Below are 24,375 nucleotides of genomic sequence, written 5' to 3' on the forward strand. Positions count from 1 at the left end.
GAATGTTTTTATGGGCAGAAACAATGAATAAAATAATCCTCCTTTTGTGTGTTTTACTGGCGGCCTGCGGCACGTCCAAAGCACCCACTCCTGAAGATTCAGAAAACCTCCAGGAGTTCGATCAGTTGATGAGCGATATTCGGGAACAGCACATTTACCTGAAAGAGCGCAAGGCCCTTATCCGCTGTATCGAAAAGACCTACCGACCTCTGGTCGATACCATCAGTCACCCCTACTACAAGGTCCTTTTTTATGAGAACCTGATGAACGAATTCAACGATTCTCATATGCACCTCACCACCAATACGGAGGATTCTTATCGTCTGAATTCACCGGTTTACGTGGAGCTCCGGGAGGGTCGCTATTATATCAAAAACATCTTCAGTTCTGAACTCCAGTACGCGCCAGAGGCCAATGTGATCGGAGCCGAAGTGGTCTGGTTCAATGAACTGCCCTTTCAGGAGGTGATTGATGCCTTCCCCACCCAATGCCACAACCGCAAAGACCCAGCAGTAAAAGAATGGCTCGCCAATAAGGTGATCGCAGGAGTCTACAACGAGGCCCGCTTTTTAGGGTTGCGGCTGACCAACGGGGAAGAGTTCAACCTCGATGTGGACAAGATGAGTTTTAAACAGAGACCGGGGCTGTTGGAAGCGACGCGTCAGAAGGACATCGGGATCATCAAGATCAACAATTCCCTTGGGAATGACAGTTTGCCCTATTACTTCGATTTGGCCTTAGAAGAACTCATGGATACCCAAGCTCTGGTTTTGGATTTGCGCAACACCTCCTCAGGAGGGAACACCAGTGTGGCGGAACCCATCATGGGGCGATTCATTTCGGAAACCAAGGAATACCAAGGTGTTGAGCTAAAGGAAGAAAGCTATGTGCGCACGATTTCGCCTGTAGGAGAAACCTATACCCAACCCCTGTACGTGCTGGTCGGTCGCTGGACCGGCAGTATGGGAGAAGGGATGGCCATCGGATTTGATGGGATGAAACGAGGAACCGTCGTAGGAACCGAGATGTACCGTTTGGCCGGAGGCATGACCACCATCATGCTCAAGAACAGCAACTATGGGGCGCGTGTTTCGATCGAAAAGCTTTATCACCTCGACGGTCGCTTGCGAGAAACCTATGTGCCTGCTCAGTATGTCAATCAACAATCGGTCACGGAGGATGAGTTTTTACAAACGGCTTTGGATCTGATCAACAGCAATTAGATGAAAAGAAGAAACTTTATCGCTGGCGCTGGACTGGCCTCCTTAGCCGCCGGTTTGGGGGTCGAAATAGTCTACGGTTCTCTCTTGCCGGAAGGAGTAGTTCCCTTGGTATTGCAAGACCCGGACCCCTTTAAGCTCTTCGATAAAGACACTCAAATGGTGGTGCTCAATGAGCGCCCCTGGAATATGGAAGCCCAGGCGCATCTGCTGGACGATAAGGTGACGCCCGGTCGGGTGATGTTTATTCGCAATAATGGACTCATTCCCCAAGACATTGATCCTTCCAAATGGGTGTTAGAAATCAAAGGAGAGGCGGTTAAAAAGCCCAAGACCTATACGCTGCAAGACCTCAAAACAAACTTTAAAGCCCACACCTACCAACTCACCTTGGAATGTGGTGGGAATGGACGTTCCGAGTTCAACCCGCCGGCCAAAGGCAATCAATGGACTGTTGGGGCCGTTTCCTGCGCGAATTGGACAGGCCTGCGTCTGCGGGATTTGTTGAAAGATGTCGGGATAAGCGAAAAGGCCGTCTACATTGGTTACCACGGAGCCGATATCCACCTCAGTGGTGATGCGGCCAAAGAACCCATATCAAGGGGAGTACCCCTCGAAAAGGCTATGCAAGACGAAACCCTTCTTGCCTACCAAATGAATGGCAAAGACATACCCTTGGCTCATGGATTTCCTTTGCGTCTGGTGGCTGGTGGCTGGCCCGCCTCTGCCTCAGGCAAATGGTTGAATGGACTTAGTATTCGGGATCGCGTTCATGACGGGGCCAAAATGGGAGGTTCCTCTTACCGTGTTCCCTGCGAAACCGTAGCTCCCGGAGAAAAGGTAGCTCCAGAAGACATGTGCATTATTGAATCCATGCCCGTTAAATCCCTGATCACTTATCCCAAAAGCGGGGCGAGGATTAAGGAAGGGAGACGTCTCATAATTAGGGGCCATGCCTGGTCTGGTGAACAGCGGGTTAGCAAGATGCAGTATTCCATTGATTTTGGCAGCAGTTGGAAGAGCTGCTCACTTGAAGACCCGGTGAATCGATTGGCCTGGCAGCATTTTTCGGCCTCCATTGACTTCCCGAAAAAAGGCTATTACGAAGTCTGGGCACGGGCCACCAACGATAAAGGAGAATCACAGCCCATGGTCCTGCCGGGTTGGAATCCTAAAGGCTATTTAAACAATGCTTGTCACCGCATTGCAATCAAAGTGGTATGAGTGCCTCCCCTGAAAAGTTTAAGCGCGCAGTCCGGCAACTGCAATCTCTAACCCTCCTTTTTGTGGCCGTGATTCTATTACTCTGCGCCTTTTTGGTTGGGGTACTCGTTAATCCTAAGATGTTGCGGTTTGAGGCTTCAACAGAGCCCTATGTGGAGGTCGAGGCCGATGAGGAATACGACCGCATCGAAAATGGAATTCACCTGAGAACCGGCTTCGTGGAAGGAGAGGGTTTGATGGCTGTGGTAAACAATTGCACCAACTGTCATTCAGCTCAACTCGTCACGCAGAACCGCATGTCAAGGAAGCGCTGGGAAGCCACCATACGTTGGATGCAAGAGACCCAGAACCTGTGGGATCTTGGGACCAATGAACCTCTTATCCTGGACTATCTTTCAACCTACTATGCGCCTCAAGAGGAGGGGCGTCGTCCGAATCTCGTGATTGAAGAGTGGTACGACCTGGAAGATTGATTAGGGAACAATTTCTACAAAAAGATCCGGTCTGGGAGCAAAACCCGTCAGGCCTTCTCGCTTAAACCAAGATGAAATACTGACTTGTTGCCCCAAGTGGTTTTCGAACACAAAGAGGGGGTAGCCTGTTGTCTCGGTTTCGCTGGCAGAACTCGAATTGATATCGAAGAATACTGCTGTACGCCTGTGCATAGACTGTTCGTCAATCGTCCAATCCGGATCGTTGTCTGTTCCCAGGATGCGCTCACCATTCTGACTTAGGGCCGTCCCTAAGAACGGTCTTGGGAAGAAAGTGGTAAAGCTAAAGTTCTGGGTTTCGTAAATCCCACGATCCAATTGGTCCAGGACAACATCTGCTGTTTCGTTGTAGAAAAGGGTTTCTTTCGCGTCTTGCCATCGAATCCCGGTAAAGGTCGTCTGATTTTGAAATGCACCAGCCGCGGTTACATCGAATCGGTAGCTCTGATCGGAAAATTGATGACCCACCAACACTTGGTCATTCCCCATATTGAGAATTTGAAATTGCCCGGCATTGGTCGTCGTGGTTAATCCGGCCTGGTTAATCAAAGTGAGCTCTGCATTGTTTCGGCTAAAGGTGTAGACCGTCTCGCTGTCGGTAAAGACCCAATTTCCGTTGCCCAGATAATCAAAATCCGTAACCGATAGGAAGCCGCCGGACCAATTGAGTTCGTATTTAAAATCCAGGGTGGAGGCATCGTAGACCGATACGTCAAACCCCTTGAGAAGCATCAGTTCTTTCCCGACATCCGAGTCAATGACCTTTAGAAAGACCTGGGAGGAGGTATTCGGGGAGCTGGTCGAAACCGTTGTTTGGTTGGTGCTGTAATCAAAACGCACCAATCGTTGCTCGTCTTCATTGGCGGAATCCCCTAAAAAGTAAAGTACGGTATCGCTCGGATCAATCGCCATCAAATTAATGAAGGACAGATCCAGTAGTCCCGGCCGCTGATAAGTCACTTCCAGCCCTCCCTCGGCGACGAAAGCGGGTCCATTCCCGAAAGTATTCACTACCCGAACTTCGTAAAAGGGGTTGCGGACAAAAGGAGGAGTCGTATCCGTAAAAGTCGTCGTTTCTTTATCGTCAATAACCGCGACCAACTGCTCTTGGAAAGCATACCCCGTGGTGCCGTTTTCGTAATTTCTCACATAGATCTCATAGCGATCAAAATAAAAACCGGTGTAGCTCTGCCAACTCAGATCAATCTGATCACCCGAGGCAACGGCACTTTGAATCATCACGGTTGGCACTTCCAATTCATCCGGAATCACGGTGACCAATTCGCTTTCGCCCAGTTGTTCCCCGTCGGCGATCAGGCGCATAAAGTAGCAGATCTGCTCCGCATTGGCCGGGTTTTCGTCCACAAAGGAATTTTGGGTTTGCTCGGTCAGGGAGGCGATTAATTCGGCATTGCCCTTGTCGCAGTTTCCAGGGGTGGAACGGTAGATTTCGTAGCGATCAAATCGGCCACCCGTATAGGAATTCCAACGCAGTTGAATACGGTCCTGAACGGTTGGATCTTGCTGAAAACTCTGCGTAACATTGTCTCTTAAAGGCGGATCGTAAGGCACGGCCGCAAAGGTGAAAATATCGTCATCTCCATCCTGATCAAAATCAATAGCTGATCGAAACACCAAGGTGTTGGAGGTGAGTTGAGTAATCGTCAGTTGACTGCTTTGACCGGATCCATCTCGGAGGGTAATCACTCCTTCGTTAAGCGTCCAGCTGAGGTTACTAATCTGAGGAGCACAAGAAGATCCATCAAAGAAAACATAGTCCGAGTAGCTACCATCTGCGCTGTAGATAAAGTAATCTCTGCCGCAGGCCGGGCTGGTAGGTGGAACCGGAACAGTTTGCCCTTCGAGGGTTCCCTCAATGATCGTCCAGATTCCTTCCAACAACGCCGGATCTGCGTTGCGCTGAACACCACGGGTCAGCGGATTGTCGTCTGCGGAACAGCCGATGAATAAGGCAAGGGTGACAATAGCGAGGATGCGCGAGGCATATCGGTTAAGCATGGGTTAGCATTTTCAATTTCTACCTCCAATATCGCACATCTGAATGGCAATCAAAAAAGAGCTTCGTTAAATTATTTGGATCTTAGAAGAACCAATAAATTCAACCATGCGAGTTGTTTTGGTTTTTCTACTTTTTACGACGGGTCTGCAGGTCCACACCGATCCTCAAGTGCCGCAGCACTACCATGACTTTGATTTTTGGGTCGGGAAGTGGTACGTCTACGTGGTGGGTTCGGATCAGCCCAGAGCCCAAAGTTATACCGAATCCATCATCGACAGTGTCGGAGTTTTAGAAAACTACAAACTGCTCCAGAGACCATCAACAAGATTCAGTGGGAAACCCAAGAGAATGGAGACGTACGTCAAACCTGGACTTCGAGCACCGATGGCGGCAATACTTGGAATACGGTTTTTGATGGAATGTACAAGAGGAAGGAAGAATAAAAAATCTTTTTAGTACATTCCAATGTCTTTTTGCCCAACTTTTTTCGTTGGGTACAGGAACACACTAAATAACCACCATCCACCACCCATGATTAAAAAAACCATCCTCCCATTACTCCTTGTTCTCTTTTCTTCTACCACTCTATTTGCCCAGTACTTTGAAACCAGTTGGATTAGCAACGGGGTGAAGTATACCGGTTTTGCAGTAAAAACGGGTGAATACGAGTACCTATTCCGAATAAAGTACATCTCCAAAGGCGAAGACAAACTGGCCAGCTACCGGGCTGTCTTTAAAGGGTTCACGAAATCTGATGGAACCAAGGATACTTATTTGGATGGGCAAAACGGAGAAATTATTCGAGGACCGAGTGGGACAGGGTACAGCGCTGATAACTGGTATTTTAAGATGGATTGGGAAAGTGAAGATGGTCAGGTTATGGCTTATACAGTAGATGACAATAAAATTGGTGGTGAGGATATCACAAAAACTATGCAGCCTGCCTTGTATTGGATAAAACTGCAAAGCGATGCCCTGACCGAGAATTACTTGAGTGATTATTTTAATTCAGATGATCCGGTTTACAAACTCATTACAATGGATAAAAAGAAAGAGTTTGAATTAACCAACATGAAGACTTCGGTAATTGATCTAGATTATATTGAAATAGGTCCTCAAAAAGAAGATATTTGGACTGTGGTCTTGGGTAAACGCAGTGGGGTAAACACTACCCAAATCATGAAGTCATTTAAGCAGTTTCCCAAAGATTGGATTGCAAAGAAATGGTCAGAAGGCTACTCCATTAGCCATTCTGATTATAACAATAAGACGTCTGAATATTTAATGGTCATGAGTAAACCGACCAATTGGGGAACACAATCATGGAAAAGATCGCAGACTATACCCTTGGAATGGATTAGTTCTAAGAAGGAATTGAATTACAGTATTACCGATTTAACCTTTATCAACAAGGAGTGGTTTGTGGTGATGAATAAGAATACAGGCTATGCGGATCAGTTGCATAAGTTTGCGACTGAATTGCCGGAAGACTGGATGCAAAGGAATTTAACCAAAGGTTATCGTGTTACCTCTGTGGATTTTGGAGGACAATTTTGGGGTGTGGTTCTATCAAGAGGAACTACTTATAAAAATCAGGAATGGAAATGGGTTAAGGACTATCCCACAGATTTTTGTCGTGCTAAGTTTGATTTGGGATGGGTCTTGACGCATATTTCTTATGGCGCAGGTAAGTGGTTTGTGGTCATGTCTCAAGATCCCGGCATTACATTAGGGGAGTTCAATTATAAAAATGGGGATATACCCTTTAGTTGGATTATGGAAAGGGCCAATTGATAGGTTTCACCCCCCCCCCCTCAAATACAGAAAAAAATAGATCAATTGTGAGACAGTTCGTTGCCATTCTTTTCTTCGGATTATTGCTTGTGGGATGCGGTAAAGAATCCCCTAAAGGAGCAGTAGCCACCTTTTCCATTTCCGTATCGGATTCCCTAATCGACGCTCCTTTGGACGGTCGCTTGCTGCTGATGCTGGTCGATAATCCAGATACTGAACCCCGATTTCAGATCAGTGCAGGTTTGAGCGCGCAGCCTGTTTTTGGGATGAATGTCGATCAGATGAAGGCCGGCGAATCACAGGTGTTTGACGGGGAAGTGTTTGGTTTTCCGTACGCCAGTTTAGCCGACCTTCCTCCCGGTGATTACTGGGTTCAGGGACTCTTGCATATTTACGAGACCTTCAATCTGTCGACCGGTCAAACCGTCAAGCTGCCGATGGATCAAGGAGAAGGTCAGCAGTGGAACCGATCGCCCGGCAACCTTTACAGTAGGCCTGTAAATATCACCATTCCCGAGAGTGGCCGGGTTTCCTTTGATCTGGTCTTGGATCAAAAAATCGCGCCCATTGAAGAGGCCAAAGACACCGAATGGATCAAACACATCAAGATCAAGTCCGAAAAACTCTCTGCCTTTTGGGGCCGAGATATGTATTTAGGGGCTCATGTTTTATTGCCCAAGGGTTTTGATGAGCATCCGGAGGCGCGCTACCCCTTGATGGTCTTTCACGGGCACTTTCCTTCAGATTTTGGTGGCTTTAGAACCACTCCTCCCGATGAGGATATGGAGGATGACTTTTCGGAGCGCTTTCAGGTGAAGGGTTATAACCGGATCCAACAGCAGGAAGCGTATGACTTCTACCAGCGATGGAACGAGCCGGACTTTCCGCGCTTTTTGATTATACAAATACAGCATCCGACCCCTTATTACGACGATTCCTATGCCGTGAATTCGGCCAGTCAGGGACCTTATGGCGATGCCATTACCCACGAACTTATTCCCCATATCGAAAAGGAATTTCGTGGCTTAGGCGAGGGCTGGTCCCGCTTTTTGTACGGCGGGTCTACCGGAGGCTGGGAGGCCTTGGCCGTGCAGGTCAAATATCCGGATGATTACAACGGTTGTTTTGCTGCTTGTCCGGACCCTATTGACTTTAGAGCCTATTGCCTGACCAATATTTACGAGGATCAGAATGCCTATTACTACGATAGCAGCCACAAGCAATTAGAGGTGCCGGCGCACCGGGATTATTTGGGTCATATCCAAAGTACGGTTCGGGATGAAAATCTTCGCGAATTGGTCTTGGGAGACAAGTCTCGTTCAGGTCAGCAGTGGGATATTTGGGAGGCCACCTATTCTCCTCAGGGCGCCGACGGCTATCCTGAACGACTGTGGGACAAGGTTACAGGCGATATCAACCCCGCTGTCGCTGAATACTGGAAAGAAAACTACGATCTGCGCCATATCCTGGAACGGGACTGGGACCAGTTAGGGGAGAAGTTGCGCGGCAAGATCCACATCTACTGCGGGGATATGGATAATTACTATCTAAATAACGCCGTCTACCTGATGGAAGACTTTCTGGAAAACACTAGCGATCCCTATTACGAGGGAGAAGTGACCTATGGCGATCGAGCAGAACACTGTTGGAACGGAGATCCCGATCAACCGAATCACATTAGTCGCTTGAGGTACAACAGCATGTATGTGCCCAAGATCATGGACCGCATTGCCAAAAGCGCTCCCCAGGGTGCCGACCTAACGAGTTGGAGGTACAAGTAAGCAAGGATAATCTTATTTTGATCCTGTTAACCAGCCAAGTTGAATGCTTTTTTCAGTACCAACTTTTTGAAGAAATATTTTGCATTCATTGGATTTCCTGTCCTTTTTAGGGGTCTCTATCTCCTGGATACTTTGGCTCTGCAGGAACAGAGGTTCAAGATCAACCCTATTCTTACTATACCTTTTACGCAAGAAAAGGGAGCTCTCAGAAGCATTTTGTCCTTGGCGTTCAAGATGGGGAAAAGGAGGTTGAACTGGTTTCCGGAATTAATGGTGTTTTAGCTTATTTGGCTGTTTATCACGCTTTACGCTTACGAAATTTACAGGTGAAGATTTAGGCGGGTACCCCCATAGAGGATAACGGCGTTAGAAGAGCTCTCCAAAGGCAAAACAAGGCCCTTAGTGCCAGAATTGCTAATCCATAATCCAGGCGGTTTTGGTTTTCAATCGATACTTCTGCAATCCCAAGGGTTTGGCACCCAAGATTCAGGGAGGCAGAGTAGTCGCTCTTGAAAAAAAGATGAGGTATTTCAAAGAAAAGTACAGGGTCTCGCCGAGTAACGATGCTTAAAACACGTACTTGAATTCAAGCAGGAGATTATTATGTTATTCTCTAATATATTGAAATATGTTGAGTAATTGGTCGAATGAGCTGATAAAAGCTCAATTATTTTGTTAATTTAACATAATATTTTTAGCAATTTCTAACCTAATAAATTAACAAATGAAAAGAAGTTTATTGAAGGGATCAGCACTTCTGCTGATGTCCAGTTTTGTGTTTTATGCATGTTCGGAAAACAATTTGGAGGATGCGCTCGAATTACAAAACGATTTAAGTGATGATTCCTCTCAAGACCATTACGATATGGGGAGCTATGTTTTAGAGGGTTCCTATATCGTGGTTTTTAATGAAGATGTAGTCGGTGATTCAAGTTCAAAATACGGAAGTGATTATCCGTCAACGACAAGAATGGTCCGTGAGCTAGCGACAGAGGTTCTTGGTTCGTTCCAAATGAAAGGAGATTTAATTGAGCATGTTTACAGCCGTTCTGTAATGGGTGTTTCTGCTCAACTCTCAGACGAAGAAGCAAACCTACTTTTAAAAGATCCTCGTGTTGCTTATGTCGAAAAAGACCAAATGTTCACCCTAGCTCCCCCTCCTGGAAAAGGGCCCGGAGGTGGTGGAGATGGTGGTGGAGGTTCTGATCCACAAGAGATTCCTTGGGGAATCACTCGAGTTAATGGAGGGGCTACTTACACCGGAAGCGGAGTTGCCTGGATTATTGACAGTGGAATAGAAGCTTCTCATGAAGATTTAAATGTGGATGTTAGCAGAGGTTTTAACGCTTTCACCAAAGGACGTGATGGAGATTTGTCTTCTGACAGAAATGGTCACGGAACACACGTTGCAGGAACTGTTGCTGCCAAAGACAACAATGTTGGTGTGATCGGAGTTGCTGCCGGAGCTACTGTTATTCCTGTAAAAGTTTTGGATAGTCGCGGTAGTGGTTCTTACTCCGGTGTTATCGCTGGAATTGATCATGTTGCGGCCAATGGTTCCAATGGCGATGTGGCTAATATGAGCCTTGGAGGAGGATTCTCTCAAGCGGTAAATGACGCCGTAGAGGCCGCTGCTGCTACTGGGGTTAAGTTCGCTCTGGCTGCCGGGAATGAATCTACGGATGCGGGTACTAAATCTCCTGCTTCGGCTAATGGACCCAATATTTATACTATTTCGGCTATGGCAGAAGGTGATGTTTGGGCTTCATTCTCTAACTACAACAATCCTCCTGTAGACTATTGTGAGCCAGGTGTTGCTGTAAAGTCAACATGGCCAGGGAATGGGTACAACACCATCAGTGGTACTTCAATGGCTTCTCCTCACGCAGCTGGTTTGTTACTTCTAGGTAATATTTCTTCTGACGGAAGTGTCAGTGGCGATCCTGACGGTAACCCAGACGCTATCGGAGTGAACTAGAGAGAGTAAAACTCACGCAAATAATAAAAGGCCCCAGATAACTGGGGCCTTTTTGTTTATCTGGAACCCTGTTAGATTCACTATCTTACTACTTGTATTTTTCTTTCCCAACCAATGCAGGCTGGGTATTTAACGAACACACCTCCACATGAAAAAGAAGATACTAGGCGGTTTAATCGCACTGGGCCTCATTGTTTTAAGTGTATTTCTCTACAATTTAGGGCAGCGCCCGGACCGAGAATACCCTTCCTTTCCTTTAGATCCAGAAAACAAGGCCTCCACAGTCCACGACAGTATTCCCTTGAGGGATGTGGTGGTGACCGGAAACAACTGGGACGGGGTCATCACCATTTTCGACCCGAACACCCTCGAGATCATCAAGAAAATCAGCGCTATGCCGGATCGCGAAGAGCGCTTTACCGATATCTATTCCGGCTTTAAGAGAAGATTGGCCTCAGGCTTTATCCGGGACTATATCGGGGAAGGAAACGATCAGTTGGTAGACGATATGTTTACTTCCAATGATGGGCGCTTTATCTATGCATCCAGACCGAGTTTTGCCGACGTAGTCGCCATTGATGTGAATTCAGGGGAGATTGCCTGGAGAACCCCAGTAGAAGGGTTGAGAGCCGACCACTCGGCTATTTCGCCTGATGGAAAAGTCTTTTTGGTTTCTGCTTCCACGGCCCGAAAAGTACATGCCATTGATGTGACCAATGGAGAGATCATTGGGGAATTTGAGTCTGGCGATCAGCCCCACGAGAATACCTATTCTGAAGACGGGAAGAGAATCTACCACGCCAGTATTGGAAAGGTGTATGTCGCTTCGCCCAATCTCGATTTTATGAAGGGAGATCGCTGGTTTCAGATCGTCGATGCCGAGACCTATGAAGTGATTCGCCGAGTCGATATGAAAGAGAAGCTCGAAGAAGCCGGATTTGAATGGATCGATCGCGCGATCCGTCCCATGGCCATTACCAAGGACGAAAAGTTCGCTTACCTGCAGATCTCTTTGTTTCATGGTTTTTTTGAATACGATATCGAAAACGATAAGATCACCCGCCGACTGGAGCTGCCGGTTCCAGAAGAGAACAAGGACCTTTCTCCTGGTGATCACCTCTTAAATTCTGGGCACCACGGGATTGCCCTGAGCGGTGATGATAAAACCATCTGCGTGGCGGGAACTATGGATGGGTACATCGCCTTGGTCGATAGAGAAAGTTTTGAGGTCACCCTGATTGAACTTTCCGAGGATCCCAAAAAGGCGAAGCCTTATTGGGCGACTTCCAGTAAAGACGGGACCCGGGCCTATGTTTCGATTAGCGGAATGGACAAGGTTACTGTGGTGGACTATGCCACCAAGAGCGTTGTTGGAGAAGTTCCTGTGGGGAATCACCCGCAGCGGGTGCGCAACGGGCAGTTGAGGTTGGTGGACTGAGAGCTGTAAATCCTTTTTTCATTCTATCTGCTTTTAGTAGTTTTAAGACTACAAAACAAAAACACGATACCCTTGGATATTTTTGGAAGAATAAAGGAGAAACTGAGTAATGAGTTTATTGATATCATCGAGTGGCTCGATTTCACCGATGACACCATCGCCCATCGCTTTGAACGCTATCAGAACGAAATAAAGAACGGGGCCAAGCTCATCGTTCGCGAAGGACAGACGGCGGTCTTTGTCAATGAAGGGCAGCTGGCCGATGTCTTTAGTCCAGGCACCTACGATCTCACCACCAAGAACTTGCCTATTCTGGCGACACTCAAGGGATGGAAATACGGCTTTAATTCCCCTTTTAAGGCAGAAGTCTATTTTGTGAATACCCATTTGTTTACAGACGAAAAATGGGGAACCAAGAACCCGGTAACCCTGAGTGACGAGCGTTTTGGTCTGGTCGAAATTCGGGCTTTTGGGACCTACGCCTTTAAGATTTCAGATGCCGGGAAGTTTATCGTAGACATTGTTGGAACAGACAATAACTTCACCAATTTCGAAATCAACGAACACTTAAAAAGCTTGATTGCCACGCGCTTTACCGATACGGTTGGCGAGGCCAATCTGCCGATAGAACTTTACGCCGCGAACACCACCGAGCTTTCCGATACTTGTCGGGAGGTCATGGCACCGGAGTTTGAATCTGTGGGGATTTCCTTGGAGAAGTTTTTTATCGAAAACGTATCCATGCCGGAAGACTTGAAGAAAGAAATTTTCGAATACAGTCGCTTGGATAAGCTGGATATGCAAAAGCTTGCTCAGTTCAAAGCCGCCAAGGCTATGGAAGCTGCGGCCAAAAATGAAGGAGGAACCGCCGGTGCCGGAATGGGCATGGGTATGGGCTTTGTTCTGGCTCAGCAAATGGGCGCCATGATGGGTGGAAATCCTGCCCAGCAACAGAGCTTTCCGCCTGCCGCAGGGGGTGCAGCCGTGCCTCCGCCGATGCCTACTCAAGTCCTGTATTACTATGCGGTCAACGGAGCCCAGCAAGGACCGGTGTCGATCGAACAGCTACGGGCCTTGTTTGCCAGTCGAACGATCAATCGCGAGAGCTTGGTTTGGAAACAAGGGATGAGCAATTGGGCCGCTTTGCAAGAGGTCGAAGAACTCAAGTCCTTTTTAGGAGGGAATACTCCACCGCCATTACCAAATGCATAAGTAATCTTCTAACTCTTCTGCATGGAGGCTCCCATTAAATCCACAGAGCTCAAAAAAAGTTGTGTCAACTGCGGGGCGGAGATGAAGTACCAGCCCGGTACCGAGAACATTTCTTGCGAGTATTGTGGTCATCAGGAAACCATTCACCTGGACGAGAGCGGCTTTGAGGAATTGGAGCTGTATCCCTATCTGCGCGAAATGGGGGCTCAAAAGCACGGTGAAGAAATTTCGATGCTGCAGTGCAAGAATTGTGGAGCGACCCAACATATAGAAGAGAACTACAAATCGCTTCATTGTGTCTATTGCAGTATGCCACTGGTTTTGGAAGATCAGTTCAAAGAAGAGTGGATTCTTCCGGGGGCGGTGCTGCCCTTTCAGATTGATCAGAATAAGTCTTTTCAAATATTCCAGAAGTGGGTCAAGGGTTTGTGGTTTGCGCCCAATAAGCTGAAAAAGGCGGCTCTGGACCCTCAGTTTACCAAAGGGCTCTACTTGCCCTATTGGACTTTTGACGCCCAATTGCGAGCGAAATATTCAGGGCAACGCGGGGAATACTATTACGAAACCAAGCGTGTTCGAAATGCCCAGGGCAAAACCGTGACCAAACGGGTTCGGAAGACGCGCTGGTACCCGGCTTCAGGGCAGGTTTCCGGATTTGTGGATGACACCCTGGTAGAAGCGTCCAAGCAGCGCAAAGGGCGGGTGCCCGCAAAAATAGCGCGCTGGAATCTGGACTTATTACAGCCCTTTAATTCCAGTTTTTTACGAGGGTTTGTGACCGAGAAATACACCATCGAACTAGAGAAGGGCCATTTGGCGGCCAAGGACAAAGCCGAGGATATCGCCAGGCGGTGGTGCCGTCAGGATATTGGTGGAGATACCCAGCGCATAAGCCGAATGGACATGGCGCTATCTGAAGAGACTTTCAAGCACATCCTTTTGCCGGTTTATATTAGCTCGTACCGATTCAGTGGAAAGGAGTATAACTTTTTTGTAAACGGCGAGAACGGGGCTATTTCAGGAACACGTCCTTACAGTTTTTGGAAGATCTTCTTTGCGGTACTCGGAGTTCTACTCGTCGTTGGGGTGATTGTACTGGTGAGTAGTTAGGGCCTTGATCCTAGTTTTAGATTGAAAATGATAAAAGATGATTTTTTTTACAACGCAATGGGTAGGCAGAAAAAGTGTAAGCTAGCTATCACTCATTTCTGTTCACAATGGGCTGACGGTCTACACCAATCAGAATCAAATACGGAGTGGCTAAAAACTAATTCGAATCGCAATGTATAGGGGTTTTCTATCGATTCTTAAACTGATTTAGTCATCGATTATGGAATCATCAAATACATAATTAGAGTAATTCAAACGGAAGAGAAGACTGTACATTGAGGGGATAAAAACCAGTGTAATAACGGTTCCGAATAATAACCCGACTATTATTCCTATTGCCATTCCTTCCCACATCTCACCACCTGATAAATACAAAGGAAGAAGTCCGAGGACTGTAGTAAATGTTGCTAACAAAATAGGTCGAAATCTTTGCAAGCAAGCGGTAATTACGGCGTCACGTTCATTTCTGCCCAATTCCCTTTGTTCTACCTCCATTCTGTCAACCAGTACGATTGCATTGTTAATGACAATTCCTGCCAGAGAAATTAGCCCCAATAGAGGCATAAATCCAAAGGGTTCCCCAAAGACCAAAAGCCCAACCACCACACCAATAATTCCTAAGGGAATGGTCATTAAAATCATAACCATTTTTCTAAAGGAGTTGAATTGAATCACTAATAGCAGAACGATAATAAAGCCCGAAATAGGTAAGTATCCAATAACAGAACCTATACTTTCTGCAGACTGCTTTGCTTCACCACCAAATTCATAAGAATAACCTTCAGGCCATTCCGCACTTTGTACTTCTAACCAGGGTGTAATTTCAGAGGTGATAAAAGAGGCATTGCCATCTTCACGAAGTTCAGAAGAGACATTAACGGTTCTTTTTAAATTAAGGCGTTTTATTTTAGCGAATTGCCATTGTGGTAAAATTCGGGCAACTTGAAGTAGAGGTACACTCTTGCCTGAATTTTGAGAGTAAATATTGAGTGACTCCAGAGAAGAAAGAGATTGTTGCTGGTTCTCTTCACTTCTCATTATAATTGGAATAGAGTTGTCTTGCTCTCTGTATTCTCCTGTTTGAAATCCATCGAGAACTGTTCGAAGAGAGGTAGCAATGTCTTGATTGGTTATTCCAGCTATCTGCGCTCTGTTCTGGTCGATCTCAATCAGAAATTTCTTGCTTTTTGGCCCCCAGTCATCTTTTACATTTTTGGTTCCTTGTATTTTTGAAAGCTGACCTTTTACCAAAGAAGCAATTGCCGACAATTCATCCGGCGACTTTCCTGAAATTTTAATTTCTATTGGTGTGCCTCCTCCGCCGGCACCCAAAGCGCCTACCTTTATATCGGCATTAGAGAAAGTATTAAAGGTAAAATCATCTAACCTGGAAATAATCATCTTATTTTCCTTAAAGCTGGATGTATTGACCAAAATATGGGCGTAATTTGAGTTTGCCTCATCAGGCGAATACCCTAAATCATAAGACTCAGGTCCTTCACCAATATAGGAAGACCAATTCAGTACTCCCAGCACTCTAGTTCCCCCTACCTGAAGAGAATCCGTCATAAACTGTTCAATTCGCTTCACCACCTCGGTAGTGCTCTGGATAGAATTACCTTGAGGAAGGGTAATATCGATCGTAATCATATTTCGATCGCTATCTGGAAAAAACACAAATGGAATCTTTGTAAAGCCAAAAATTGAAACGACAAAGAGGCCGATAACTCCCAGAATAACCAACCATTTCGAACGCAAGGCAAGTAAAATGATGTTCTTGTAGCTCAACTTAAGGCTGTTGATTATCCGATCTATCAGGTTGGGCTTATTTGTCTCTTTTTTATCTGCTCTCAAAAAAATGTAACAAAACATGGTTATAACAGTAAGAGCGACCAACCAAGATGACATTAGGGCAATGGTAATGACTACAAAAATTGGGCCCACAATATCTCCCATTGTTGTTGGTGATAGATAAAAAGCCAAAAACGCAGCAGAAGTCGTTAACGTAGAAATGAGTAAGGGCATCCATAATTCTGTAAATGCTTCCATTGCTGCTCTTTTCTTCTCGATCCCTACCTCTATTTTAACCATTATCGTCTCGGCTACGACGATAGCGTTATCTACGAGCATTCCTAATGCCATGATCAGTGCGGCAAGAGTAACTTGATTTAATCCTATATCCATAATCCCCATGATCATGAGAGTCATTATCATCACGATAGGAATCAAACTAGCAATAACAAGACCTGTGCGCATACCCAAGAAGACCAACATTACCAGTAAGACTATCGCAATTGATTGCATCAGATTAATGATGAAATCATTGACTTTCACTTCAATGTAGGAATCAAGAGAAGAAACTCGATTGAGTTCTAATCCAACTGGTAAACGTTCTTGCCATCGCTCAACTATGGCGTTAACCTCTTGCCCTAATTCAATAATATTGGCATTTTTCTTGAGATTAATGTGTAAGGAAATTGCCTTCTGGCCATTAATTCGGACTTGCTGGGTAGGGGGGTCAATATAGCCTCTACTGATGCGTGTTATGTCACCTAATTTCACAAGTTGTGATCCATTTCCGACAGATATCAACATCCCTTTTATATCCTCTGTGGAAGAAAAGTTTCCGGTGGGTTCCAAAATAATAAGCTCGTCTCCCAAACTTATTTTTCCTCCTGAATTGAGAATATTTGTAGAAGAAATACTTTGCTGTAGCCGAGCAGCTGACAGACCATACTCTTTGAGTACAGCATTATTGAATTCAACAAAAACCCTTTCTTCTTGTTCACCGCCGAGCTCAACCTTAGCCGCATTAGGGAGCTTGATAAAATCATCTTTGATTAGGTCGGCGTACTCTTTTAATTCATTGTACTGAAATCCGTCTGCTGTCAGACCAACAACTATTCCATACACCTCTCCAATCCCGTCATCGTTCAAGAATGGAATTACTCCTTCTGGAAGCCCATTGATTGTATTTAATTTTCGTCTCAGACGGTCCCAAACCGCTTGCATTTGGTCCGGTCCCACTTCATCCTTTAATGTTACTGTTACGACAGAAAGTCCCGTTCGCGAAGTGCTGTTCACTTCCTTTAATTCGGGTAATTCCTGAGCAACTTTTTCTATTTTATCTGTAATCAAGAGCTCAACTCTTTCAGGACTAGCGCCGGGAAACTGTGAAACCACAGTAGCTACTCTAACAGTATAGGGAGGCATGCTATCTCTTGATAAGCCAAAATACATAGCGAGGCCCATTCCTAAGACGGTCACTAAAACCATCCAGGTGATCCGATTTTTATCAATAGAAAACTCCGCGAGATTCATTGGATTCTTTTTGAATTACTGAAGTCTAACTTCTTGGTTATCCAATAGTGTTTGCAAGCCTGCTGTTGCAATTTTTTGTCCTTTAGATAAACCGGCATGGATTATAAATCCCTCCGAGGTCAATGGACCAATATCAACGATAGTTTTCTTTACCCTGAAGGTATTCCCTGACTCCTCAATCAAGAAAACAAAATTGCCATTGCTATCTTCTCCCACGGCGTTGGCAGGGACAACAAGGGTGTCATCTTCCCTGCTGTCTTCGGTAAATTGAATGAAAACATTGGCCGCCATACCACTACGCATATCACGTGATGGTTTAACGACCTTTATCGTCACGGGATAGGTGGCAGAATTCGAATCAACAGAGGGAGAAACTTCTGTTACCAGGCCCTTAAATAAGGCCTCTCCGAGTGCCGGAAATTGAATTCCAACGTCCATTTCTTCTTTAATACTATTGATAGCGATCTCCGGAACCCCAATGGATATTTCCATGTCGGTTCCAGCGTTTAAGGTTGCTATGTTTTGACCGGGACTCACGTTTTCGTCTATCTCTGCATTGACTGCAGCAATTACGCCATCTTCAGGAGCATATAAAAATCCGTATTGAACCTGTTCCTTTTGAATTTCGACGCTTCTCTTAGACGATTCAAAGCCTTCAGTCGCTGTTCGATACGAGTTCTTAGAACTTTCATAATCACTTAAAGATGCTGCTCCTTTTTCATAGAGTGTTCGAATGCGATTTAAGTTTAACTTGGCCGTATTCATTTGAGATTTCGCACTATTCAGTTGAGTATAGGCCTGTTCCAAAGAAAGACGGGATTGTACATTATCCAGAGAAGAAAGCAATTCTCCTTTTTTCACGCGCTGCCCTAACTTGATATTGAGTTTAGTAATAATGCCAGCACTCCGAAAGCTGAGCTGAATTATTTTATCAGTTTGTGCAGTGCCACTGAAAGATCTTTCTTGTTCATCTCCGGAAAAACCGACTTCCTGATATTTAACGGGTCGTACATATTTTTTCTTTGCCCTTGGCTCTTCGGAGCAAGAAATAGCCATTAGTGCCAAGCTGATTAGAAATAAGAATTTAAAATCTTTTCTCATTGAATAACTGATTTAAACTAGTTAGCATTCTTTAAATAAGCCAAAAAGCGGGCATTGAATGCAGCGTTATCTTCTTCTGAATTCAACAAAAAATAATACCCTAAAAAGCGCTCTAATTGCAAAGCGTTTATCAAATAATTATAGACGGCATTGGTACTTGCCAGTTGTGCATTCAGGTAATTATTTTGGGCATCAATCAACTGAATTACAGTAACTGCGCCATTGGAATAGGAGGATTGGGTGAGACTCAATGCCTCTTTCGCGGCTTGCTCAGAAATTTTTGACAACTCAATATTGGAGATCTGATTTATAACATTCAGTACTGTAGATCGAATATTGCGATCAATCGCTAATGTGGTATTCGCCTGATTAATCGTTAACTGATCTATTTGGATTTGATTGATTTGCCGGTTGATATTGTTTTGATTTTGATTGACTATGGGGATGGATAGATTTAGTGCAACATTGTAATTAGTGTTTATCAACTCGAAACCCGATGGAGAAGTGCTTCCTGCTCCACTGCGATTAAATACCTGATTATATTGACTTTGCAAAGACAAGGTAGGTAAAAACCTTCCGGAAGTATTCAATTTGAGACTTCGATCAACGGCTTCAATAGTATACTTTAACGATTTTAGTTCTGGTGCATTTTTCTTAGCCTCTTCCACCAAAAAAGCAATGAAGGGTTCTCTAGAAACAGGGTTGTCTAAAAGCCGAACCAATTGTTCGTAACTGTATTCTTTAAAAATTCCATCCAATTCCAGATCCTCAATATCAATTTCTTCATCCAGATTGTAATTCAGGAGTTGATTGATATTGATGTAGCCCTGTTCAAGCTGATTGACGGCCTCAATAACCGCTTGCTTATCTTGCGCTACCTGACTTTGGAATCGGAGTTGATCTGACTTTCCTGTCTGCCCTGCAGCGAAGTTCTGTTCTGCAATTTTGAGGTTTTCTCTGGTCAGTTCCAGATTGCGCATTTGAATCTGAAGGTTTGCCTTGAGAATAAGGGCATTGAAGTATACATTAAATCCGTCAAACACAATATCCAAAGCCGTAGCTTTATAAGCCTCTTCTTGCGCTTGATTCAGCTTGCGTTGAATTCTGATATTGGCATTGGAAGCCTCTGAAAATAAGACCTGTTGTAATGTAATATTTCCGGTAGTCGAAAATTCAGGGTTTTGTCCCAAACTCACGGCGGCCAAGTCTGGATCAACGTAGACACTGCGGCTTGACGCAGTAATGCTTGGGAGGTAGCTACTCTTGGCTATTCTCACATCCTGACCGGTCAGTGCAACTTCTTTTTCTCCTGAAAGCAGTGTTAGATTACGAGCCAAAGCGAGATCAATTATTTCAAGGGCATTGAATGTCTTTCTGGAGAGGCTATTCTTCATTTCTCCTACGAAAGTCGTGCTATTAATCAAGCTGTATTTGATCGGTACACCAACTTTTTGCGCAGTGTTGTAATTGAGAGTTAAGTGATTGTTAGACTCGATGAACACGGGCATCTCGGCTAGAGATTCCCCGTTGATGAATCCCTCAACCGAAAGGGCGATCCGACGAATAAACTGATCAAAACTATCATCTGATTGGTTGGTGGCCATAATTCCCTGGTGAACAGCCTCGGTACCTAATGAGGTGAATGAAGGTAATTTTTTATCGATTATCAATTGGGCCAATTTTTTCACTTCCTCCTGATTCAACAAAAATCCACCAGCCATATACACGGCGTCAACATCCACCAACCCATCAGAAATGTCTCCAACAGAATCGAAGGGAATAATCTTAAAATCAGCCTTTAACTCCTGAAAAATGGAACTAAACACTTCATCCACATTCAGCCTTTTAACCAAAGGCCGTTCAATTAGAACCCCTACCTTCTTAAAACCAGTCAGTTTTTGAAAGACTTTGAGGTCATCCAAATAGGACTCCTTCTTGATGAGATAAGTGAAATTTTCAGTACCCGAAGTTTGTTGACTCAATTCAAGATTACTTAGGTCCTTGTTGAGAGCGCCAAAAAGAATGGTGGGATTGTCAAAGGTGTCCAGATCCCCTAACACGTTTGCATTTACAAGTCCAAAAGCCAATATCAAATCTGTTTTGGCTGTCAGATCCCGGTAGTTAATTAACGCCTTTTCTGAACTAAATTCATTGGTTAAAAGGTATTCATTTGGAAACCTAATAACCGCATCTTCCCCTACTACTGCGCTGATTTGCCACTTCATTTGGTGAAGTAATGAGTCAATTTTCAAGGTTCGTTTATCCAGAAGAATTCCTATGTCAATGGTTTTTTTCTGAGCAAAAGAGGAGGAAGTAGCTATCAAAATAAATAGGAGCGCAAGCGATCTTTTGGCAGAGTGATTCATTGGATTCAATTAGCGATCGTGGTAATAATGTTAAAATAAACTTAAAAGTCTACATAACCAAAAAAGTAGGAATTGATTCGAAACCAATCTGAGGTAGGGTTTTTAGGACCAAGAATGTTTAAAAATCAAAACCAAAGGAAAACACCAAATATGTCTGTAATGATTAAAAGAAATCTACTATTCTGTCTATTTGCTCTGATAGCAGCCGCATGTGAAACCGAAGAATCACTCCCAATCAATAGCGGTGCTCCTGTTGTAACAGCTCAGGAATCCTATTCTGTTTTGGTAGATTCGGACATTACATACGCGAATGGCCTCAGCCATGACGCAGTTCTCATGCAACTTCAGAAAAAAATTTAGAATTGGATGTTTATTATCCAGATAATGAATCAACCAATAGGCCAGCGTACGTTTTTATTCACGGAGGAGGATTTAAAGGCGGGACCAAAACAAAACCAGAAATTGTCGCTATGGCGCATTACTTTGCTTCAAGAGGCTGGGTGTTTATGTCTATTGACTATAGAACTTCTTCGGATTTAGGATCAATTTATACCGGAATAGCTCCACAAGCATGGATTGATAGTATTCAAACATATGCCACTTCCGAGGAGGATGCTCAAGTGGGTATCGCGATGTATGCCGCACAAAGAGATGCTAAAGCTTCGATGCGTTGGGTTATGGCAAATGCCTTGAATTACGGTATAAATACAGATTTCATAACGGTAGGAGGAGCATCTGCCGGAGCCATCACCACCATTGGATTAGGGATCACCGATGAGGAAGATTTTAGGGACGAAATTTCCATAACAGAGGACCCTACACTACTCAGTACAAATCTGAGTCAGCGCTACAACATCAGAAGCATAGTAAATTTTTGGGGGTCCAATATTAAGTTGGAGTTATTTGAGTCGGTTTATGCGAAAAGCCCTTATGACGGCAGAGACCCTGAATTACTAACAGCCCATGGAACAAAAGATTCAAATCCTGTTACTACCTATGGCGAGGCTGTTGAACTTAAAGGAATATACGATTCTTACGGTATTTATAATGAACTCGTAACTTTAAATGCAGGTCATGGGGCTTGGAACGCAACCGTCAATAATAAAGGTTTGTCTGAACTATCTTTTGATTTTCTGGTAGATAGACAACAGTTAAAGGTGGAATGATGGACCACTGACTTAAACTACGCGTTTTCATTTAATGCCGAACTAATAACAATTGAAAAGATCCTTGTTGAAAAAAAATCAAAGCCCAATCCCTCTAGCCCGCTCATCAGCTGGGCAATGGGAAGTTGAAGTAGCTTAAAAAAGAGAATGGAAGAGAAAAGATTATGTTAATTAAAATGATGTAATTTCAAATTCACTTCTGCGGTTCTTTAAATGCATTTCTTTGGTGCATTTATTCGTCTCACAGTCTACAATTGGCTTCATCATTCCATGGCCTACTGCACTAATCCGCTCAGCAGCGATACCTCCTGTATTTATTAAGTAATCAGAGGTTGTTTTTGCTCTTCGGTCTGACAGTTGTTGATTAAATGCTTTTGAACCATTTAGGTCAGTATGTGAGTTTACTGTAATTTCTAAACTAGGGTATTTTTTTAGTTTATCAATTAGTTTATCGAGTATTCCTTGTGAATATTCGGTTAATCTTGATTGATTAAATTCAAAATGAATGCGGGGTAATTCAAAATACAATTTACCTGCCCGAGCTAATATTTTGGGCTCTGTTTTGTCTCTTATTAGAGATCTAACAACATCCTGTGAAACCGGTTGTTTTCCCTTAATTATTTCTTTGATCTCACTGGAAATTTCTAAAAAGAAAGTAAAGTCATTTTGTTTTTTGGAAACGTCGAACTTAAAAACTGCAGGAATATAAGAGGGTGAGGAGGTGTTTATTTTATAACTTCCTTTTTCTAATTCAATAACCAAGTTACCATCTTCAATAAAGGTTTTACTCAGAATTACAGTACCGCCTTCATCCAATATTTCTACGTTGGTGTCTCTTAGATATTGCTCTTGCTCTTTGTCTTTAAATGAAATAGTTACGAGGTATTTCTGATTCGTTTGTGTCTTTTTAAAGGCATAGATATTATCGTTGTTAGCATTTCTATTGCTGCTAAAGAAACCGTTCATCTCACCTGAAAGTGAAAACGAAAAATCATCATAAGCCGAATTAAATGGAGCCTTTAAATTTTCTGGCTTATCAAATGAACCATCCTCATTTATTGAACTGACGAAAATATCTAACATCCCCAGGCCCAGGTGCCCATTAGACGAAAAATAGAGATTGTCTTCCTCTGAAATAAAGGGAAATTGTTCCCTGTTAATCGTATTTATTCTATTTCCTGCATTTTTTACTGAACCAAAGTTTCCAATTGAGTCAATATCAACATAATAAATATCAAAACTACCCAAGGAGTCAGATCGGTCAGAAGCAAAGTATAATCTTGTTCCTTCTTTGTTTAGGCTAGGATGTTCATAGTTGGCGGAATCGTTACAGAAGGGTAGCATAATTGCAGATGACCACACTCCCATCTTGTTTTTTTTCGACCTATACAGTTTCACTCTATTTTGCCTTGAACTGCTTAGCACTAACTTACCCTTACTTTGTTCACTTTGGGTGAAATAGATGGTAGTACCTTGGTTGTCAAAACAAAAAGAACCTTCGTGGAACTTGGTGTTTAAAACATCTGAAAATGAAATTGGTTTATCAATGCCCTTACCAACACTATCAACTTCAATAGAAAATATATCTAAAAATGGTCGTTGTGTCCATTTGTATTTGTTCGAGTATTTCGTCTGTTCTCTATCGGAAACAAAATAAATCTTATCGAGTTTTCGGATAGCTGAAAAGTCAGAGGATTCGGAGTTAAAATTTACTTCTTGAATACTATTAAGTCCATCATCAATTCTCCACTGGTCAATATGACTCAGCGCTTCTTCCTCTTCTATCGTTTTAAGACCCAGTATTGAATAATACTTATTACGGTAAGCAATGGCCTCTTTGTAGTTTTTGGCAATAGATAGAAAGTGCAGGTGTAAAAAGTAGTACTCTCTTTCGATTGTATTCTCATCAGTTATATCTTCAAACAAAAGCTGAGATTTCTCTAGCCCTTGCTCAAAGTTTAAGGTGTTGTAATAGGCTAGTACTAATTTTTTGAGGTATTCTTTGGACTCGCTTTTTTTGTATAAATCTTCATAAAGAGAGGCTGCAGCTAAATAGTCATTTTTCTTAAATAGCTTTTCAGCTTTTTGAAGCTGTGCTGTACAGAGATTAATGTGTAGCAAAATCACTACGGCAATGATAACTTTATTCATGA

Annotated in this window: 15 protein-coding genes and 1 pseudogene; 11 read left to right on the forward strand and 5 right to left on the reverse strand. The window is 43.9% G+C overall.

Annotated features, from left to right (window positions below; translation table 11 throughout):
• Positions 1 to 23 precede the first annotated feature (23 nt).
• From BST99_RS13230 to BST99_RS13240, 3 genes are read left to right on the forward strand one after another with little or no spacing between them, the layout of a single operon-like run.
• Positions 24 to 1,223, forward strand: coding sequence for a S41 family peptidase (locus BST99_RS13230; RefSeq protein ID WP_181044236.1), 1,200 nt, complete (start codon positions 24 to 26; stop codon positions 1,221 to 1,223).
• Positions 1,224 to 2,444, forward strand: a complete 1,221-nt coding sequence (locus BST99_RS13235; RefSeq protein WP_105002220.1) for a sulfite oxidase — start codon at positions 1,224 to 1,226, stop codon at positions 2,442 to 2,444.
• Complete coding sequence (locus BST99_RS13240; RefSeq protein ID WP_105002221.1) at positions 2,441 to 2,917, forward strand: monoheme cytochrome C; 477 nt, start codon at positions 2,441 to 2,443, stop codon at positions 2,915 to 2,917. The genes BST99_RS13235 and BST99_RS13240 overlap by 4 nt, the downstream gene beginning before the upstream one ends.
• On the opposite strand, the gene BST99_RS13245 is transcribed toward BST99_RS13240, so the two are convergent.
• A complete protein-coding gene (locus BST99_RS13245; RefSeq protein WP_105002222.1) occupies positions 2,918 to 4,954 on the reverse strand; it encodes a lipocalin-like domain-containing protein in 2,037 nt (678 codons plus the stop codon). It lies immediately after the preceding gene.
• 106 nt (positions 4,955 to 5,060) lie between these two features.
• Here BST99_RS13245 and BST99_RS13250 point away from each other — a divergent pair, with 106 nt between their 5' ends.
• From BST99_RS13250 to BST99_RS13285, 7 genes are all read left to right on the forward strand, one after another.
• On the forward strand, positions 5,061 to 5,411 hold the full coding sequence (locus tag BST99_RS13250) for a hypothetical protein (protein WP_105002223.1): 351 nt from the start codon (positions 5,061 to 5,063) through the stop codon (positions 5,409 to 5,411).
• Between the two features lie 75 nt (positions 5,412 to 5,486).
• Positions 5,487 to 6,749, forward strand: a complete 1,263-nt coding sequence (locus tag BST99_RS13255) for a DUF7477 domain-containing protein (RefSeq protein WP_105002224.1) — start codon at positions 5,487 to 5,489, stop codon at positions 6,747 to 6,749.
• 47 nt (positions 6,750 to 6,796) lie between these two features.
• Positions 6,797 to 8,530, forward strand: coding sequence for an alpha/beta hydrolase-fold protein (locus BST99_RS13260; protein ID WP_245916273.1), 1,734 nt, complete (start codon positions 6,797 to 6,799; stop codon positions 8,528 to 8,530).
• A gap of 724 nt (positions 8,531 to 9,254) precedes the next feature.
• Positions 9,255 to 10,508, forward strand: a complete 1,254-nt coding sequence (locus tag BST99_RS13270) for a S8 family peptidase (RefSeq protein ID WP_219843848.1) — start codon at positions 9,255 to 9,257, stop codon at positions 10,506 to 10,508.
• A 148-nt stretch (positions 10,509 to 10,656) separates the two neighbouring features.
• Complete coding sequence (locus tag BST99_RS13275) at positions 10,657 to 11,946, forward strand: YncE family protein (protein WP_105002226.1); 1,290 nt, start codon at positions 10,657 to 10,659, stop codon at positions 11,944 to 11,946.
• A gap of 72 nt (positions 11,947 to 12,018) precedes the next feature.
• On the forward strand, positions 12,019 to 13,158 hold the full coding sequence (locus BST99_RS13280; RefSeq protein WP_105002227.1) for an SPFH domain-containing protein: 1,140 nt from the start codon (positions 12,019 to 12,021) through the stop codon (positions 13,156 to 13,158).
• A 21-nt stretch (positions 13,159 to 13,179) separates the two neighbouring features.
• Positions 13,180 to 14,268, forward strand: a complete 1,089-nt coding sequence (locus BST99_RS13285; protein WP_105002228.1) for a DNA helicase PriA — start codon at positions 13,180 to 13,182, stop codon at positions 14,266 to 14,268.
• A 207-nt stretch (positions 14,269 to 14,475) separates the two neighbouring features.
• Here the strand turns inward: BST99_RS13285 and BST99_RS13290 are convergent, their stop codons facing one another.
• Genes BST99_RS13290 through BST99_RS13300 form a run of 3 tightly spaced genes read right to left on the reverse strand, consistent with a single transcriptional unit; the run spans position 14,476 to position 20,915 of the window.
• A complete protein-coding gene (locus BST99_RS13290) occupies positions 14,476 to 17,589 on the reverse strand; it encodes an efflux RND transporter permease subunit (protein ID WP_105002229.1) in 3,114 nt (1,037 codons plus the stop codon).
• A gap of 15 nt (positions 17,590 to 17,604) precedes the next feature.
• The gene (locus BST99_RS13295; protein WP_105002230.1) at positions 17,605 to 18,690 is read right to left on the reverse strand and encodes an efflux RND transporter periplasmic adaptor subunit; all 1,086 of its coding nucleotides are present in this window, start codon (positions 18,688 to 18,690) and stop codon (positions 17,605 to 17,607) included.
• A 17-nt stretch (positions 18,691 to 18,707) separates the two neighbouring features.
• On the reverse strand, positions 18,708 to 20,915 hold the full coding sequence (locus BST99_RS13300; protein ID WP_219843849.1) for a TolC family protein: 2,208 nt from the start codon (positions 20,913 to 20,915) through the stop codon (positions 18,708 to 18,710).
• Between the two features lie 491 nt (positions 20,916 to 21,406).
• Here BST99_RS13300 and BST99_RS13310 point away from each other — a divergent pair.
• A pseudogene (locus BST99_RS13310) lies at positions 21,407 to 22,222 on the forward strand (alpha/beta hydrolase); the annotation flags it as partial.
• A gap of 171 nt (positions 22,223 to 22,393) precedes the next feature.
• Here BST99_RS13310 and BST99_RS13315 read toward each other — a convergent pair.
• Positions 22,394 to 24,373 (reverse strand): OmpA family protein, encoded by a 1,980-nt coding sequence (locus BST99_RS13315; protein WP_105002234.1) that lies wholly within the window; start codon positions 24,371 to 24,373, stop codon positions 22,394 to 22,396.
• Between the last annotated feature and the right edge of the window lie 2 nt (positions 24,374 to 24,375).

This window comes from Aureicoccus marinus, assembly GCF_002954325.1.
Taxonomy (GTDB): Bacteria; Bacteroidota; Bacteroidia; order Flavobacteriales; family Flavobacteriaceae; genus Aureicoccus; species Aureicoccus marinus.